This window comes from Halomonas campaniensis (assembly GCF_014193375.1).
Lineage (GTDB): Bacteria > Pseudomonadota > Gammaproteobacteria > Pseudomonadales > Halomonadaceae > Halomonas > Halomonas campaniensis.
In genome coordinates, this window is sequence record NZ_JACHZF010000012.1 from 58,630 (window position 1) to 75,169 (window position 16,540).

At 67.8% G+C, this 16,540-nt stretch carries 17 protein-coding genes and 2 tRNA genes; 10 read left to right on the top strand and 9 right to left on the bottom strand.

The window, feature by feature from the left end; translation table 11 throughout:
- The 6 genes from upp to BDK63_RS09685 form a co-directional block, all read right to left on the bottom strand.
- The gene (gene upp / locus BDK63_RS09660) at positions 1-630 is read right to left on the bottom strand and encodes a uracil phosphoribosyltransferase (RefSeq protein ID WP_183331320.1); all 630 of its coding nucleotides are present in this window, start codon (positions 628-630) and stop codon (positions 1-3) included.
- Between the two features lie 115 nt (positions 631-745).
- The gene (ung, locus tag BDK63_RS09665; RefSeq protein WP_183331322.1) at positions 746-1,429 is read right to left on the bottom strand and encodes a uracil-DNA glycosylase; all 684 of its coding nucleotides are present in this window, start codon (positions 1,427-1,429) and stop codon (positions 746-748) included.
- Between the two features lie 20 nt (positions 1,430-1,449).
- The gene (gene gpt / locus BDK63_RS09670) at positions 1,450-1,929 is read right to left on the bottom strand and encodes a xanthine phosphoribosyltransferase (RefSeq protein ID WP_183331324.1); all 480 of its coding nucleotides are present in this window, start codon (positions 1,927-1,929) and stop codon (positions 1,450-1,452) included.
- A 2-nt stretch (positions 1,930-1,931) separates the two neighbouring features.
- Complete coding sequence (locus BDK63_RS09675; protein WP_183331327.1) at positions 1,932-2,477, bottom strand: adenine phosphoribosyltransferase; 546 nt, start codon at positions 2,475-2,477, stop codon at positions 1,932-1,934.
- 36 nt (positions 2,478-2,513) lie between these two features.
- A complete protein-coding gene (locus BDK63_RS09680; protein WP_183331329.1) occupies positions 2,514-3,815 on the bottom strand; it encodes an NCS2 family permease in 1,302 nt (433 codons plus the stop codon).
- A 215-nt stretch (positions 3,816-4,030) separates the two neighbouring features.
- Positions 4,031-4,660, bottom strand: a complete 630-nt coding sequence (locus BDK63_RS09685) for a riboflavin synthase subunit alpha (RefSeq protein ID WP_183331331.1) — start codon at positions 4,658-4,660, stop codon at positions 4,031-4,033.
- A 433-nt stretch (positions 4,661-5,093) separates the two neighbouring features.
- Here BDK63_RS09685 and BDK63_RS09690 point away from each other — a divergent pair, with 433 nt between their 5' ends.
- From BDK63_RS09690 to BDK63_RS09705, 4 genes are all read left to right on the top strand, one after another.
- On the top strand, positions 5,094-6,179 hold the full coding sequence (locus BDK63_RS09690) for a methionine ABC transporter ATP-binding protein (protein WP_183331333.1): 1,086 nt from the start codon (positions 5,094-5,096) through the stop codon (positions 6,177-6,179).
- On the top strand, positions 6,160-6,813 hold the full coding sequence (locus tag BDK63_RS09695) for a methionine ABC transporter permease (protein ID WP_183331335.1): 654 nt from the start codon (positions 6,160-6,162) through the stop codon (positions 6,811-6,813). Before BDK63_RS09690 ends, BDK63_RS09695 begins: the two co-directional genes overlap by 20 nt.
- 238 nt (positions 6,814-7,051) lie before the next feature.
- Positions 7,052-7,846: a MetQ/NlpA family ABC transporter substrate-binding protein gene (locus tag BDK63_RS09700; protein ID WP_183331337.1), complete on the top strand. Its 795-nt coding sequence runs from the start codon at positions 7,052-7,054 to the stop codon at positions 7,844-7,846.
- A gap of 72 nt (positions 7,847-7,918) precedes the next feature.
- On the top strand, positions 7,919-8,386 hold the full coding sequence (locus BDK63_RS09705) for a GAF domain-containing protein (RefSeq protein WP_183331338.1): 468 nt from the start codon (positions 7,919-7,921) through the stop codon (positions 8,384-8,386).
- A gap of 74 nt (positions 8,387-8,460) precedes the next feature.
- Here the strand turns inward: BDK63_RS09705 and BDK63_RS09710 are convergent.
- The 3 genes from BDK63_RS09710 to glpK all read right to left on the bottom strand — a co-directional run bounded on the left by BDK63_RS09710 (position 8,461) and on the right by glpK (position 10,204).
- Positions 8,461-8,537, bottom strand: a tRNA-Val gene (locus BDK63_RS09710).
- 21 nt (positions 8,538-8,558) lie between these two features.
- Positions 8,559-8,635: transfer RNA gene (locus tag BDK63_RS09715), tRNA-Val, on the bottom strand.
- Positions 8,636-8,716: 81 nt separating this feature from the next.
- Positions 8,717-10,204 (bottom strand): glycerol kinase GlpK, encoded by a 1,488-nt coding sequence (glpK, locus tag BDK63_RS09720; protein ID WP_183331340.1) that lies wholly within the window; start codon positions 10,202-10,204, stop codon positions 8,717-8,719.
- 171 nt (positions 10,205-10,375) lie between these two features.
- Here glpK and BDK63_RS09725 point away from each other — a divergent pair, with 171 nt between their 5' ends.
- The 6 genes from BDK63_RS09725 to phnE (BDK63_RS09750) all read left to right on the top strand — a co-directional run bounded on the left by BDK63_RS09725 (position 10,376) and on the right by phnE (BDK63_RS09750) (position 16,527).
- Positions 10,376-11,137: a DeoR/GlpR family transcriptional regulator gene (locus tag BDK63_RS09725; protein WP_183331343.1), complete on the top strand. Its 762-nt coding sequence runs from the start codon at positions 10,376-10,378 to the stop codon at positions 11,135-11,137.
- 138 nt (positions 11,138-11,275) lie between these two features.
- Positions 11,276-12,805 (top strand): glycerol-3-phosphate dehydrogenase, encoded by a 1,530-nt coding sequence (glpD, locus tag BDK63_RS09730; RefSeq protein WP_183331345.1) that lies wholly within the window; start codon positions 11,276-11,278, stop codon positions 12,803-12,805.
- A gap of 314 nt (positions 12,806-13,119) precedes the next feature.
- Positions 13,120-14,043 carry a phosphate/phosphite/phosphonate ABC transporter substrate-binding protein gene (gene phnD / locus BDK63_RS09735; protein ID WP_246386019.1) on the top strand — a complete coding sequence of 308 codons (924 nt, stop codon included), beginning with the start codon at positions 13,120-13,122 and terminating at the stop codon, positions 14,041-14,043.
- Between the two features lie 63 nt (positions 14,044-14,106).
- Entirely contained in the window at positions 14,107-14,925 is an 819-nt protein-coding gene (phnC, locus tag BDK63_RS09740; protein ID WP_183331347.1) for a phosphonate ABC transporter ATP-binding protein, read from the top strand.
- Complete coding sequence (phnE, locus tag BDK63_RS09745) at positions 14,912-15,724, top strand: phosphonate ABC transporter, permease protein PhnE (RefSeq protein WP_183331349.1); 813 nt, start codon at positions 14,912-14,914, stop codon at positions 15,722-15,724. The genes phnC and phnE (BDK63_RS09745) overlap by 14 nt, the downstream gene beginning before the upstream one ends.
- Positions 15,718-16,527 (top strand): phosphonate ABC transporter, permease protein PhnE, encoded by an 810-nt coding sequence (gene phnE, locus BDK63_RS09750; RefSeq protein WP_183331351.1) that lies wholly within the window; start codon positions 15,718-15,720, stop codon positions 16,525-16,527. The genes phnE (BDK63_RS09745) and phnE (BDK63_RS09750) overlap by 7 nt, the downstream gene beginning before the upstream one ends.
- Positions 16,528-16,540 lie beyond the last annotated feature (13 nt).

The window sequence follows — 16,540 nt, forward strand, 5'->3', positions numbered from 1 at the left end:
TCAGCGGGTGCCGAAGATCTTGTCGCCGGCATCCCCCAGGCCGGGCACGATGTAGCCGTGCTCGTCCAGGTGGTCATCCACCGAGGCGGTGTAGATCTCGATGTCCGGATAGGCCTCCTGGACCCGCTTGATGCCCTCGGGGGCGGCCACCAGCACGATCACCTTCATGTGCCTGCAGCCGCGCTCGCGCAGCATGTCCAGGGTCGCCACCATGGTGCCGCCGGTGGCCAGCATGGGATCGATGACGATGGCCATGCGCTCGTCGAGGTCGTTGGCGAACTTGGCGAAGTAAGGCACCGGCTCGAGGGTCTCCTCGTCGCGGTAGAGGCCCACCACGCTGATCCGCGCACTGGGGATCAGGTCGGTCACGCCGTCGAGCATGCCGAGGCCGGCGCGCAGGATCGGCACGATGGTGACCTTCTTGCCCTTGAGCAGCTTGACCGGGATCTTGCCGCCGCTCCAGCCGTCGATCTCCTGGGTCTGCAGTTCCAGGTCCTGAGTCGCCTCGTAGGTGAGCAGCTTGGCCAGCTCCCCGGCCAGTTCGCGGAAACTCTTGGTGCTGATGCCGGCTTCTCGCATCAGGCCGAGCTTGTGCTGGACCAGGGGGTGCTGGATGGCGTGGACGCTCATGGGCGGACCTCTTCACTCTTGGGGCGGCGGGAGACAGGGCCGACCTTGGTCGCATGGACCGGGCCGACAAATTGCCGGCCATTCTACCCGCATCCCGCCGCGAGTTGTAGGCGACTCAGGGTACCTCGGGCAGCTGCCAGTCGATGGGCGTGCGGCCCTGCTCCACCAGGAAGGCATTGGCCCGGGAGAAGTGGTGGTTGCCGAAGAAGCCGCGGTGGGCCGAGAGCGGCGAGGGGTGCGGCGACTCCAGCACCAGGTGGCGGGAGGTGTCGACCAGCGCCTTCTTCTTCCGCGCCGGGCTGCCCCACAGCAGGAACACCGACGGGGCGGCATGGGCGTTGACGACCTCGATGGCGCGGTCGGTGAAGGTCTCCCAGCCGCGGCCGCGGTGGGACCCCGCGTTGCCCTGCTCCACCGTCAGCGAGGTGTTGAGCAGCAGCACCCCCTGGCGCGCCCAGGCTTCGAGGTTGCCGTGATCCACCGGCGTGACGCCCAGGTCCGCCTGCAGCTCCTTGTAGATGTTGGCCAGCGACGGCGGCACGCGCACGCCCTCGCGCACCGAGAAGCAGAGCCCGTGGGCCTGGTTCGGCCCGTGGTAGGGGTCCTGGCCGAGGATCACCACCTTGACCGCGTCCAGCGGGGTGAGCTCGAAGGCCCGGAACCAGTCCGCGGAGTGCGGGTAGATCACCTTTCTGGCCGCCTTCTCGGCGGCCAGGAAGTCGCGCAGCGCCTGCATGTAGGGCGCCTCGAACTCGTCACCCAGCCACTGCTGCCAGCTGTCGGGGAGCGGACAGGCCATCACGGGGCTCTCCTCAAGGCTCAGCGCTTGGCCTGGTCGACCAGCGGCTCGACGTAGGCTACGCCCATGTCCCAGGGGAACTGGATCCAGCAGTCCTGGGCCACCTCGGTGAGGTACTGGTCCACCAGCGGCTTGCCCTCGGGCTTGGCGTAGATGGTGACGAAGTGGGCACGGGGCAGCATCTCGCGCACCTTGCGCGCGGTCTTGCCGGTATCCACCAGGTCATCCACCAGCAGCCAGCCCTCGCCATCGTGGTCGACGCCCTTCATCACGTCGAGGCCCCCCTGCTCCATGTGGTCGTAGCTCTTGATGCACACGGTATCGATCAGCCGCACGTTGAGCTCCCGGGCGATCAGCGCGGCGGGGATCAGTCCCCCGCGGGTGATGGCCACGATGCCCTTGAAGTCGCGCTCCACCAGCCGGTGGCAGAGCTCGCGCACGTCGCGGTGCAGCTGGTCCCAGGAGACGGTGAAGTGCTTGTGGTAGCGGTTGCTGCTCATGGTCACTCGTCCTCGCTGAAGGCACAGACGGCGAAGACGCTGTAGCCCGCCTCGCGGATGCGCTCGGAGCCGCCGAGGTCCGGCAGGTCGACGATGGTAGCGGTCTCCACCACCTGGCCGCCGCTGCGGGTGATCAGCTTGGCGGCGGCCAGCATGGTGCCGCCGGTGGCGATCAGGTCATCGACGATCAGGATGCGATCACCCTGCTTGAAGGCGTCGGAGTGCAGCTCCACCTCGGCCTCGCCGTACTCCAGGGTGTAGGTCTCGCTGATGGTACGGAACGGCAGCTTGCCCTTCTTGCGCACCGGCACGAAGCTGCAGCCCAGCTCGTAGGCCAGCGGCGCGCCGACGATGAAGCCGCGGGCATCGATGGCGGCGATGGCGTCGAGGTCCATCTCCTGGTAGCGGTGCACGAAGCTGTCGATCAGCTTGCGGAAGGCCGCGCTGTTCTGCAGCAGCGGGGTGATGTCGCGGAAGTTGACCCCCGGCTGCGGCCAGTCGGGGACGGTGCGGATCACGGACTTGATGTAGTCGCCGTAGATGCTCATTAAGTCGAGTCTCGGTGAGTGGGTGCAATCGGTGGATCAGTCGAGGAACAGGAACTTGGCGGCAAACAGCAGCGCCAGCACGATCACCGCCGGGTTCAGGTCCTTGAAGCGACCGGAGAGCGCCTTGATCGCAGCGTAGCTGATGAAGCCCAGGGCGATGCCCTCGGCGATCGAGAAGGTCAGCGGCATGGCCAGGGCGGCGATCAGCACCGGCGCGGCGTCGGTAGGGTCTTCCCAGTTGGCATGGGCCAGGCTGCCGGCCATCAGCACCGCCACGTAGAGCAGGGCGCCGGCGGTGGCGTACGCGGGAATCGAGCCGGCCAGCGGGGCGAAGAACAGGCTGATCAGGAACAGCGCGGCGACCACCACGGCGGTCAGGCCGGTGCGACCGCCGGAGGCGATGCCGGCGGTGGACTCGATGTAGCTGGTGGTGGTCGAGGTGCCGAGCACCGCGCCGGCCATGGAGGCGCCGCTGTCGGCCATCATGGCGCGGCCGATGCGCGGCAGCTTGCCGTCCTTGTCCAGCAGCTTGCCGCGATGGGCCACGCCCACCAGGGTGCCGGAGGTGTCGAAGAGGTCGACGAACAGGAAGGCGAAGATGACGCTGAGCATGGCGACATCCAGCGCGCCCCAGAGGTCAAGCGCCATGAAGGTGGGCGCGATGGAGGGCGGCATGGACATCAGGCCGCCATACTCGTTGTGGCCCAGCACCATGGCGATCACGGTGATGCCGAGGATGCCGATCATCACCGCCCCGGTGACCTTGAGGTAGGCCAGTGCGGTGATCACGAAGAAGCCCAGCAGCGCGTAGATGGCCGCCGGCTCGGAGAGGTCACCCAGGGAGACGTAGGTGGCCGGGTTGGCGACCACGATGCCGGCGTTCTTCAGCGCGATCATCGCCAGGAACAGGCCGATACCGGCGGCGATCCCCAGGCGCAGGGAGAGCGGGATCGAGTTGATGATCCACTCGCGCACCCGGAAGATGCTCAGCAGGAAGAAGCAGAAGCCCGAGAAGAAGACCGCACCGAGGGCCGCCTCCCAGGTGTAGCCCATGCCCAGCACCACGCCGTAGGTGAAGAAGGCATTGAGGCCCATGCCCGGGGCCTGGGCGATCGGGTAGTTGGCCCACAGCCCCATGATCAGGCAGCCCACGGCCGCCGCCAGGCAGGTGGCGACGAAGACCGCGCCGTAGTCCATGCCCGCCTCGGAGAGGATGCTGGGGTTGACGAAGATGATGTAGGCCATGGTCAGGAAGGTGGTGATCCCGGCGATGACCTCGGTCTTGATGCTGGTGTTGTGCTCGGTCAGCTTGAACTGCTTGTCGATCAGGCTCTTCATGGGGCTCATTCCTGCGCGCGTGGACGTTGCGACGGTCCCTGGGGGGCGAGAAGGGTCACGAGAAAAGCGGCCTATGGTACCCGCATCCCCGACGGGATGCGAGGGACCGGAAGGCCGCCGATTCAGACGCTTCCCCCTGTATAAGCAAAGGCCGGGCCAGGCGCCAGCCGGGCCGCCAACGCAGACTTGACGAAGCGGTCAACCACCCGCTGCGTTCAGATGCCCCGCGCCGCCAGTACCCGCTCGACGGTCTCGACGATGGCCTGGGTCTGGGGGTCGATCTCGATGTTCACCCCATCCCCCGGCACCCGGTCCACCAGGGTGGTGCGCGCCAGGGTCTCGGGGATCAGGTTGACGCAGAACCGCGGCCCGTGGGCCGCGGTGGCCGGACGCACCTCGCCGATGGTCAGGCTGATGCCGTCGACGCCGATGTAGCCCTTGTCGAACAGGAAACGCCCCAGCGCATGGGGCAGCTCGAACCACAGCCGGCGGTTGTTGGGCGCCTCGTCGAGCTCGACCAGTTCGGCCACCGCCATCACGTGGCCCGACATGGCATGGCCGCCGATCTCGTCACCGAAGCGGGCCGCCCGCTCGATATTGACGCGGCTGCCCACCTCGACTGCACCAAGGTTGGTCACCCGCAGGGTCTCGCGCATCAGGTCGAAGCTGACCCGCTCACCGTCGATGGCCGTGACCGTGAGGCAGACCCCGTTGTGGGCCACCGAGGCCCCGATCTCGAGCCCCTGGCGCAGCGCCTCGGGCAGCGCGATCACATGGGTACGGAAGGCCTCGGCCTCCTCGATGGCGACCACCTCGGCGGTGCCCTGCACGATGCCTGTAAACATGGCGTCTCCTCGACTGACCGGTGCCCCGGCACGGGGCACGAAGGGAGAACAGTGTAGGGAATCCGCGCCGACCGCGTCCACGACGACCCCGGAGAGGCGCCCCCCGGGCGACCCGCCCGGGCAGACAGGGCAGTCTTGCCAACTGACCAAGGGCAATGAAACAGGAAATATTGCTGAATCACCGCGCCGGGTCGACAGCATGCACCATCGAGATTGACTTGCCCCCGCACGCACCCTATCATTTCGCGCACATTTTGACGGCGCCGATTTGACCCCGGATTGCGGGCGCCAGCGCCGTGGCTCCCTCGGGATGTCACGGCGCGAAGTGCAGCTAAAAGGGTGTGTCCAGCGTTGATGGCCACCCGCAAGGGTGGCCTTTTTTTGTGCGCCCTGCCCTGCACGGCCCGCCACGGCGCCCCCTGCGGTGGCTTCCATGATACGACTCCACAACGTTTCCAAGACCTTCGTCATCAAGGGCCGCAAGCGAGGCCCGGATGCAGGCGGGCCCGACGGCGGCGCCAGGACGGTCCAGGCCCTGAAGAACGTCGACCTGCACGTCCCCCAGGGCCAGATCCATGGCGTGATCGGCCTCTCCGGGGCCGGCAAGTCGACGCTGATCCGCTGCATCAACCTGCTCGAGCGCCCCACCAGCGGCAGCGTCAGCGTGGATGGCCAGGAGCTCACTGGGCTCTCCCGCCAGGCGCTCAACCAGGCGCGCCATCGCATCGGCATGATCTTCCAGCACTTCAACCTGCTGACCAACCGCACCGTGTTCGCCAACGTGGCCCTGCCGCTGCAGCTGATGGGCATGAAGCGCGCCGAGATCCGCGAGCGGGTCGCGCCGCTGCTGGAGCTGGTGGGCCTGGCCGACAAGGCCGGCCAGTACCCGGCCCAGCTCTCCGGCGGCCAGAAGCAGCGCGTGGCCATCGCCCGGGCGCTGGCCAGCCGTCCCAAGGTACTGCTCTGCGACGAGGCCACCTCGGCGCTGGACCCCCAGACCACCGGCTCGATCCTCGCCCTGCTGCGCGACATCAACCAGCGCCTGGGTCTGACCATCCTGCTGATCACCCACGAGATGGAGGTGGTCAAGTCGATCTGCCACCGGGCCAGCCTCATCTCGGGCGGCGAGCTGGTGGAAGAGGCCGACGTGGGCGACTTCTTCACCGCGCCGCGCACCCGTCTCGGCCGCGAGTTCCTCAACGACTTCCTCCAGCTGGAGCCGCCCCGCGCGCTGATCGACCAGCTGGAGGCGACGCCCGGCGAGCAGACCCACCCGGTGGTGCGACTGGCCTTCTCGGGCGACGCGGTCTCTACCCCGCTGATCTCGCGGCTGGCCCGGGAGTGCGGCGTGGACGTCAGCATCCTGCAGGCCAAGGTGGAGTCGATCCAGGACCGCACCCTGGGGCTGATGATCGCCGAACTGATGGGCTCGCCGATCAAGACCCGCGAGGCCATCGACTACCTCGAATCCCATGATCTGCACGTGGAGGTGCTCGGCCATGTCCAGCGCACTGATTGACCTGATCCTGCGGGCCACCCTCGACACCCTCTACATGGTGGCGGTGTCGGGCGTGATCTCCGCCCTGGTCGGCATCCCGCTCGGGGTGCTGCTCTATGTGACCCGCCCCGGCCAGGTGCTGGCCCAGCCGGTGGTCAGCGGCGTGCTGGGGGTGATCACCAACATCGGCCGTTCGATCCCCTTCATCATCCTGATGGTGGCGATCATCCCCTTCACGCGCATGCTGGTGGGCACCTCCATCGGCACCAACGCCGCCGCCGTGCCGCTCACCATCGCCGCGATCCCGTTCATCGCCCGCCTGGTGGAAGGCGCGCTGAACGAGATCAACCCGGGTCTGGTCGAGGCCGCCCAGTCCATGGGCGCCACCCCCTGGCAGATCATCACCCGGGTGCTGCTGCCGGAGGCGCGCGGCGGCATCTTCACCGCGCTCACCGTCACCGTGGTCACCCTGGTCAGCTACTCGGCCATGGCCGGCGCGGTGGGCGGCGGCGGCCTCGGCGACCTGGGCATCCGCTACGGCTACAACCGCTTCAACCCGACCATCATGCTGATCACCGTGGCGATCCTGGTGGTGATGGTGCAGGGCTTCCAGAGCCTGGGGGATTACTTGGTCCGCAAGAGCGATCACAAATGAAAAGACACCGATTTCCTGCTGCGCTCGACATCCCGGCCGCCGGCGCTGCCGGTGCGCCGGCCCGGTCGCTGTCCTCATGTAGCGGGCTACATTCCGGAAGCTGCGCTGCGGCGGCAGCCGGCCTGACTTCGCTCGCAACGTAAATCGGTAGCTTTTCCGCCACCATTAATAGCTTTTTTATATTTAAAATATTATTTTTATTCCATTAGTATCGCAGCATCATTACAGGAGACCCGTCATGCGCAAGACACTGATCAGCACCCTGCTCGCCTCCAGCCTGGCCCTGGGCGCCGGCAGCGCCCTGGCCGACGAGCACCGCATCAAGGTGGGTACCGTGGCCGGCCCCGAGACCGACGTGATGCAGGTGGCCGCCGAGATCGCCCAGCGCGAGTACGGCCTGACCGTGGAGATCATCGAGTTCACCGACTACGTGACCCCCAACGCCGCCCTGGCGGACGGCAGCCTGGACGCCAACGCCTACCAGCATGAGCCCTACATGCAGGCCATGGTCAACGACCGCGGCTACGACTTCGCCATCGCCGGGCGCACCTTCGTCTACCCCATCGGCGCCTACTCTGAAAAGTACGCAAGCATCGACGAGCTGCCCGAGCGCGCCCAGATCGCCCTGCCCAACGACCCCTCCAACGAGGGTCGCGCGCTGATCCTGATGCACAACGAGGGGCTGATCGAGCTCGATGACCCGACCAACCTCGAGGCCACCCCGCTCAACGTGGCGGAGAACCCGCGCGGCTTCCGCTTCCGCGAGATCGAGGCCGCCCAGCTGCCCCGCGTGCTTCCCGACGTGGACATGGCCTTCATCAACAACACCTTCGCCCAGCCCGCCGGCCTGAGCCTGGACGACGCCCTGATCAAGGAGGGCCCGGAGTCGCCCTACGTCAACCTGATCGTGGTGCGCGGCGGCGACGAGGAGCGCGAGGCGATCCAGCAGCTGGTGCGCAGCTACCAGACCGAGGAAGTGAAGGCCAAGGCGGCCGAGCTGTTTGGGCCGGCGGCGGTGCCCGGCTGGGAGTGAGGCTTTTTCTTGATTACCTATCGAGAAATGTGAGGCCGGCCTCAGCCGGCCTCTGCTATATCAGGAGCCCCCATGACCGTTGACTATGCCCTGCTCGCCCGCCAGCTGGCGGCGCTGCTCGACACCCGCGACTGGCTGACCAACAGCGCCCAGACTACCGCCTTCCTGATGCAGGCGCTCCCCGAGCTGAACTGGGCCGGCTTCTACCTGCAGCGCGAGCCGGAGACGCTCTGCCTGGGCCCCTTCCAGGGCAAGCCCGCCTGCCACCCCATCCCCTTCAGCAAGGGGGTGTGCGGCGCCGCGGCGCGCACCCGCACCACCCAGCGCATCGACGACGTCCACGCCGTGGCCGACCATATCGCCTGCGATGCCGCCTCCAGGGCCGAACTGGTGGTGCCCATCCTGGTCGCGGATCGCCTCTGGGGCGTGCTGGACCTGGACAGCCCGGTGAAGGGGCGCTTCAGCGAGGCCGACCAGGCCGGCATCGAGTCGCTGGTGGCGGTGTTCTTGGCGCAGACCGACCTGGCCGAGCGGCCCTGACCCTGACGAGGCCCATAGCCCATAGCCCATAGCAAGACGCCCCCGCAGCAGGGCTGCGGGGGCGTCTCGGGATCTGGTAGGACCAGGCGGATTCGAACCGCCGACCTCTACCATGTCAAGGTAGCGCTCTAACCAACTGAGCTATGGTCCTGTGGTGATGCCTTCTGCGTGCTGGTAGGACCAGGCGGATTCGAACCGCCGACCTCTACCATGTCAAGGTAGCGCTCTAACCAACTGAGCTATGGTCCTGTTTCAGCAGCAGATTGCCGACGCTTGCTGGCGCCGGCAACGGATGCATATATTACCGATTCCGCCGGGTTTTGCAAGCCTTCAGCGATCACTTTTGACCCGTTCCACCGCCTCCTGCCAGCCGGCGTAGAGCCGCTCGCGCTCCTTCTCCGGCATCTGCGGCGTGAAGCGCCGCTCGCACTGCCAGAGCTCGGCGATCTCGTCCAGGTCGCGGTACCAGCCGAGGCGCAGCCCGGCCAGGTAGGCGGCCCCCAGGGCCGTGGTCTCCAGCACCGTGGGGCGGTCCACGGGCTGCCCCAGCATGTCGGCGAGGAACTGCATCACCCAGTTGTTGGCCACCATGCCGCCATCGACGCGCAGGGTGTCGGGCTCGGCGGCCATGTCGTCGCTCATGCAGGCCTGCAGATCGCGGGTCTGGTAGCAGACCGCCTGCAGCCCGGCGGCGACGATCTCGGCGATACCGGTGTCGCGGGTCAGCCCGAAGATGGCCCCGCGGGCCTTGGGATCCCAGTGCGGCGCGCCGAGCCCGGTGAAGGCGGGCACCAGGTAGACGCTGTGGCCGCTGCGGGTGTTGCGCGCCAGTGCCTCGGTCTCGGCGGCATCGGCGAACAGCTGCAGGCCGTCCCGCAGCCACTGCACCGTGGCGCCGGCCACGAAGATGCTGCCCTCCATGGCATAGGTGGTGCGACCATCGATGCGATACCCCACGGTGGTCAGCAGCCGGTTGCGCGACAGCTCGGCCTTGTCGCCGGTATTGACGATCATGAAGCAGCCGGTCCCGTAGGTACTCTTGCCCATGCCCGGCGCGAAGCAGGCCTGGCCCACCAGCGCCGCCTGCTGGTCGCCGGCCACCCCGGCGATGGGCAGCTCGCCACCGAGCCACTCGGCGTCGATCATGCCGAAATCGTCGCTGGAGTCCTTCACCTCGGGCAGCAGCGACTCGGGTATCCCGAACAGCTCGAGCAGCACCGGATCCCAGCACTGCTCATGGATGTTGAACAGCGCGGTGCGCGACGCATTGGTGGCATCGGTGGCATGCACCCTGCCCCCGGTGAGCTTCCAGATCAGGAAGGTATCGACGGTGCCGAAGGCCAGCTCGCCGCGCTCGGCCCGCTCGCGGCCCCCCTCCACATGGTCGAGGATCCAGGCCAGCTTGGTGGCCGAGAAGTAGGGGTCGATGAGCAGCCCCGTTCGCGCCTGCACCTCCTCCAGGTGGCCGGCCTCCCGCAGCTGCTGGCAGGTATCGGCGGTGCGGCGGTCCTGCCAGACGATGGCGTTGTAGAGCGGCTCACCGGTCTCGCGGTCCCACACCAGGGTGGTCTCGCGCTGGTTGGTGATGCCCGCCCCGATGACGGCGTCGAGGCCGACGCCGGCCCGTTCGATGACCTCGCGGCAGGTGGTCAGCACACTGGACCAGAGGGCGGCGGGGTCATGCTCGACCCAGCCGTCGCTGGGGAAGATCTGGGGGAACTCCCGCTGGGCGGAGGCGATGTTGTGGCCCTCGCGGTCGAAGAGGATGGCGCGCGAACTGGTGGTGCCCTGATCGATGGCAAGCAGGTAGTCGGCCATGGAGGCTCCTGTCGTTTTATCGTTGTCGATGCGATGACATGTTCGTTTGTGATCACCAAGAGTACTGCAGCGTGTTCGGAATGCTCTACTACCTTGGTCGAATGCCGCCCCGCGGGCGACTGCCGGACGCGGCCTTCATCGCCTACAATGGCATGATCACAAGGAGCCAGCATGAACCAGCAACAGCGACAGGAAGCCATCGTCGACCTGGTCCGCCGCCAGGGCTATGCCAGTATCGAACAGTTGACCGAGCACTTCACGGTCACCCCCCAGACGATTCGCCGCGACCTCAACGCCCTGGCCGAGGAGGGGCGGATCCGCCGGGTCCATGGCGGCGCCGGCCTGGAATCGAGCACGGTCAATACCGCCTACAGCACCCGCAAGACCCTCAACCTGGATGCCAAGCAGCGCATCGCGGCGCTGCTGGCCCGACAGATTCCCGACGGCAGCTCGCTGTTCATCAACATCGGCACCAGCAACGAGGTGGTGGCCGAGGCCCTGCTGGAGCACCGCGACCTCGAGGTGATCACCAACAACCTCAACGTGGCCGCCATCCTCCAGCACAAGGAGGACTTCAACGTGATCATCGCCGGCGGCCAGGTGCGATCCCGCGACGGCGGCATCATCGGCGAGGCCACCATCGACTTCATCAACCAGTTCAAGGTCGACTACGGCATCATCGGCATCAGCGGCATCGACGAGGACGGCTCGCTGCTGGAGTTCGACTACCAGGAGGTGCGCGTCGCCCAGGCGATCATCCGCAACTCCCGCCAGGTCTACCTCGCCGCCGACCACTCCAAGTTCCACCGCAACCCGTCGGTACGCCAGGGCAACATCGCCCAGATCGACGCCCTGTTCACCGATCGCCGACCGCCCCAGGCGATCTGCCAGCTGATGGCCAGCCACGACGTGGCGCTGCATATCGCCGAGTGACCCCGCCAGGCCCCGGATCGCCCTCTCCGCCATCCGAGGTGATCACCATCGCCCCTTGATGTTCGGTTTCGAATAATCTATGTTCGTATTCAACCAACCCTGGCCGCGGGCCGGGGTTCATGCACTCTGGAGCGAGACATGGCAACGACCCGGCAGACAGCGCTTCTCGACCTCTTCGTGATCGGCGGCGGCATCAACGGCGTGGGCATCGCCAACGATGCCGCGGGCCGGGGCCTCTCGGTGGGGCTCTGCGAGCAGGGTGACCTGGCGAGCGCCACCTCCTCGGCCAGCAGCAAGCTGATTCACGGCGGGCTGCGCTACCTGGAGCACCGCGAGTTCCGCCTGGTCGGCGAGGCGCTGCGCGAACGCGAGGTGCTGCTGGCCAAGGCGCCCCACATCATCTGGCCGCTGCGCTTCATCCTGCCCCACCGCGCCCACCTGCGCCCGGCCTGGATGATCCGCGCCGGGCTCTTCCTCTATGACCACCTGGGACGCCGCGACCGGCTGCCGGGCTCCAGGGGCGTGAGGCTCGAGGCCTCGCAGGGGCTCAACCCGGACATCACCCGGGGCTTCGAGTACTCCGACTGCTGGGTGGACGACGCCCGCCTGGTGGTGCTCAACGCCCTGCAGGCCCGCCAGCAGGGCACCGAGGTGCTGGTGCGGACCCGCTGCGTGGGCGCCCGGGAGGTCGACGGCCAGTGGGAGGTCGAGCTCGAGGAATCCGGCAGCGGCCGGCGCTTCATCCGTCGCGCCCGGGTCCTGGTCAACGCCGCCGGCCCCTGGGTCGAGCAGGTCGTTCGCCGGCAGGCCGGGCGCGACTCCCGCTACGCCATCCGCATGATCCAGGGCAGCCATCTGGTGGTGCCCCGCCTGAATCACGACGACCGCGCCTACATCCTGCAGCACACCGACCGCCGCATCATCTTCGTGCTGCCCTGGGAGGAGGACTACAGCCTGGTGGGCACCACCGACCGCCGCTACGAGGGCGACCCGGCCCGGGTCACCGCCAGCGACGAGGAGATCGCCTACCTGCTCTCCGTGGTCAACGACCATTTCCGGGCCCGGCTCACCTCGGACGACGTGCTCCACACCTTCGCCGGCGTGAGGCCGCTGTGCGATGACGAATCGGCAGACCCCTCGGCCATGACCCGGGACTACACCCTGGACCTGGACACCCGCGGCGCGCCGCTGCTCTCGGTGTTCGGCGGCAAGATCACCACCTACCGCAAGCTCGCCGAGGCGGCCCTGGCCGAGCTCGCGCCCCACCTGCCCGCCATGGGGCGCCCCTGGACCGCAACGGCACCGCTGCCCGGCGGTGACATCGAGAGCCAGGAGGCCTTTGCCGAGCGCCTGCTCGCGGCCTATCCCTTCCTCGAGCCCGGGCAGGCCCGGCGCTATGCCCGTAGCTACGGCTCGCTCTGCCTGGCCTTCCTGGACGGCAAGCGGTCCCGCGAGGCGCTCGGCGAGGCGTTCGGCGCCGGCCTCACCCGGGCCGAGGTGGACTACCTGGTCACCCGGGAGTGGGCCACCACCGCCGAGGACATCCTGTGGCGGCGCACCAAGCTCGGCATCCGGCTCGACCCGCCGGCCCGTCGGCGGCTGGCCGACTACCTGGCCACCCTGCCGACGGCGGCGACGTCGGCGACGGCCCCCGCCACGGCGGCATGACAGCCGCAGCCGGCGCCTCGCCGCAGGCGGGTGAGACGCACGGTACGCCGGCCATCCTGACCGGTCGGGTAAAGTGTTTGACATCGCTTTGGCACAAAACCTAGATTGGAGTGCGTCTTTCGAATGCACGCACTCCCGTGCCGTGCTTGTCGAGTTTCGCGCATCATCCTGTCGTCAATACAACAACAAGCGAGAGGCACGCCATGCAGACCGATCCCGTAGTGACAAGCCCCGTTTCTGATGCGGCCCCGGCAAGGGCGTCGAGACGGCTTCCCCTGGCTGCCCTGGCCGCCTCCTCCCTGCTGCCGCTGTCGATGCTGGTGGCGGCACCGGCCCTGGCCGACTGCCCCCGCGGCGACCTGGACGCCATCTTCTGCGACGAGGACGGCGACATGGTGGCCGACCTGCCCGCCGACGAGTCCCAGTGGGCCAACCCCGATACCCTGATCTTCGCCTACACCCCGGTGGAGGACCCGGCCATCTACTCGGATATCTGGCAGCCGTTCATCGACCACCTCGAGGAGGTGACCGAACGCAACGTGCGTTTCTTTGCCGTGCAGTCCAACTCGGCCCAGGTCGAGGCCATGCGCAGCGGCCGCCTGCACATCGCCGGCTTCTCCACCGGTCCGACCCCCTTCGCGGTGAACCTGGCCGGCGCCGTCCCCTTCGCCCTGATGGGCTCCGACGACGGCCAGTTCGGCTACACCCTGCAGCTCTATACCCACGTCGACTCGGGGATCGACGATATCGAGGATCTCAAGGGCAAGCGGGTGGCCCACACCTCGCCGACCTCCAACTCCGGCAACCTGGCCCCGCGGGCGCTCTTCCCTGAACTCGGCATCGTCCCCGACGAGGACTACGAGGTGGTCTACTCCGGCAGCCACGACCAGTCGATGCTCGGCGTGGTGGCCCGCGACTATGACGCGGCCCCGGTGGCCTCCGAGGTGGTCGAGCGCATGGCCGCCCGTGGCCTCTACGACGAAGAGGACGTCAAGATCATCTTCGAGACCGACGCCTTCCCCACCACCTCCTACACCCACGCCCACAACCTGCATCCCGACCTGGTCGAGAAGATCAAGGAAGCCTTCTTCAGCTTCGACTTCGTCGGCACCGCGCTCGGCGACGAGTTCGAGGGGGTCGAGAAGTTCGTCCCGATCAACTACCAGCAGCACTGGCAGGTCATCCGCACCATCCAGGCGGCCAACGACGTCCGCTATACCCGCGAGAACCTGGAGTGAGGCCCGGCGCCCCCGGCCAGCCGGGGGCGCACCGCCCGCCAACCCGATCCTCGAGGGGGATGCATGCTGGAAATCTCGAAACTGGTGAAGCGCTACGGCCGTGACGAGCCGGTCCTCAAGGAGCTCGACCTGACGGTGGAGGGCAGCAGCGTGGTCTCCATCGTCGGCGCGTCCGGGGCCGGCAAGAGCACCATGCTGCGCTGTATCAACCGCCTGGTGGAGCCCACCTCGGGATCGATCCGGCTCAACGGCACCGAACTGGTGGCGCTCAAGGGGGCGGCACTGCGCCGCGCCCGCCGCAAGATCGGCATGGTCTTCCAGGGCTTCAATCTGATCGATCGCCTCACGGTGATGGAGAACGTACTGGCCGGCCGGCTCGGCTACGTGAACCTCTATCAGGCGATCTCGCGTCGCTACCCCCGCGAGGACATCGAGCGGGCCTTCACGCTGATGGAGCGGGTCGGCATCGCCCACTATGCCAACAAGCGCGCCGACGCCCTCTCCGGGGGCGAGCGCCAGCGCGTCGGCGTGGTGAGGGCGCTGATGCAGGAGCCGGAGGTGCTGCTCGCCGACGAGCCCACCGCCTCCCTGGATCCGCGCACCTCCGAGCAGATCATGATCCTGCTGCAGAGCCTGGCCAGCGAGCTGTCGCTGCCGGTGCTGATCAACATCCACAACGTGGCCCAGGCCAGGACCTACACCGAGCGGATCGTCGGCCTGCGCCACGGCAAGATGATCTTCGACGGCGCCCCCGATGACTTCACCCGGGACGCCCTGGACGCCATCTACGGCGGCATCGAGTCGCCCGAGGAGGAGCCCGTGGCGCCGGCCAACCCACCCCCTGCCCAGCGCGATCGAGGCCTGCCCCATGACGCGACCTGAGCGCGGGGCCACCGCTCCCCGGACCTGGCGCAAGCCGCCCTTCATCGCCAACCCCTGGCTGCGCTACGGCGCCTGGCTGCTGCTGGCGGGCTACCTGGTGTGGGCCTTCGGCACCCTGCCCTTCAACTGGGAGCGCATCGGCGAGGGGCTGCCCCGGGCCGCGCGCATCTTCGGCGGCGGCTTCCCGCCCAGCTTCCAGCGGGCCGACCTGCTGCTGACCGGCTTCAAGGAGAGCTTCCAGATCGCCATCCTGGCGACCCTGCTCGGGGTGCTGCTGTCGATCCCCTTCGCGGTGATGGCGGCGAAGAACATCGTGCCCCGGCCGGTCTATCTGGTCGGCCGCGCGGTGATCATCGTCTCGCGCAGCTTCCACCCGGTGATCGTCGCCATCCTCTTCGTGGCCGCGGTGGGTTTCGGCCCCCTGGCGGGCATCCTCACCCTGACCGTCTACTCCATCGGCTTCGTCGGCAAGCTGCTCGCCGAGGAGATCGAGGAGATCGACTGGGGCCAGGTGGAGGCGATGCGCGCCACCGGCGCCGGCTACCTGGCGACGCTGTTCTACGCGGTCTTCCCGCAGATCCTGCCACGCCAGGTGGGGCTTTCCATGTACCAGCTGGACAGCAACCTGCGCGCCTCGGCGGTGGTGGGGATCGTCGGCGCCGGCGGCATCGGCGGGACCCTGATGAACGCCTTCGGCCGCTACGACTACGACTTCGCCTTCGCCATCCTGCTGATCATCATCGCGGTGATCCTGGTCAGCGAGGGCATCAGCGGCTGGGTAAGGAAGAAGATATGGTAGATCACTCCCAGGCCCTGGCGGATCGCGTCTGGCGGCGCTACGACAGGAAGCAGCGCCTGACCCGCTATGCCGTCATGCTGGTGACCCTGATGGTGGTCGTCTGGGCCGTGCGCGACATCGACATCTTCTGGCCCTGGGTGTGGGACGCGCCCAACCAGATCTCCAGCCTCGGCGCGCGGATGTGGCCCCCGGACCCGAGCGGCCTCGGTCAGATCCTCGCCGCCATGGTCGAGACGGTGCACATCGCCACCCTGGCCACCCTGCTGACGATCCTCATCGCCCTGCCGGTCTCCTACATCGCCGCCCAGAACACCACGCCCAACCGCGCCTGCCTGTGGCTGGGGCGCTTCATCCTGGTGTCGAGCCGCTCGGTGAACACCATCATCTGGGCGCTGCTGTTCGTGGCGATCTTCGGCCCCGGGGTGCTGGCCGGAATTCTCGCGATCATGTTCCGGTCGATCGGCTTCATCGGCAAGCTGATGGGCGAGGCGATCGAGGAGATCGACCGCCGCCCGGTGGAGGCCATGGAGGCCACCGGGGCCTCGAAGCTCAAGGTGATCGCCTATGCCGTGGTGCCCCAGGTGATGCCGGCGTTCTTCGCCATCGTGATCCTGCGCTGGGACATCAACATCCGCGAGTCCACGGTGCTGGGGCTGGTGGGTGCCGGCGGCATCGGGGTGATCCTGCAGGGGGCCATCGACACCTTCGCCTGGCCGACCGTGGCCACCATCCTGATCGCCATCATCGCCCTGGTGCTGATCGGCGAGGCGATCACCGGCCTGCTGCGCCGCAAGGTGATCTGAGGCTTCATTACCG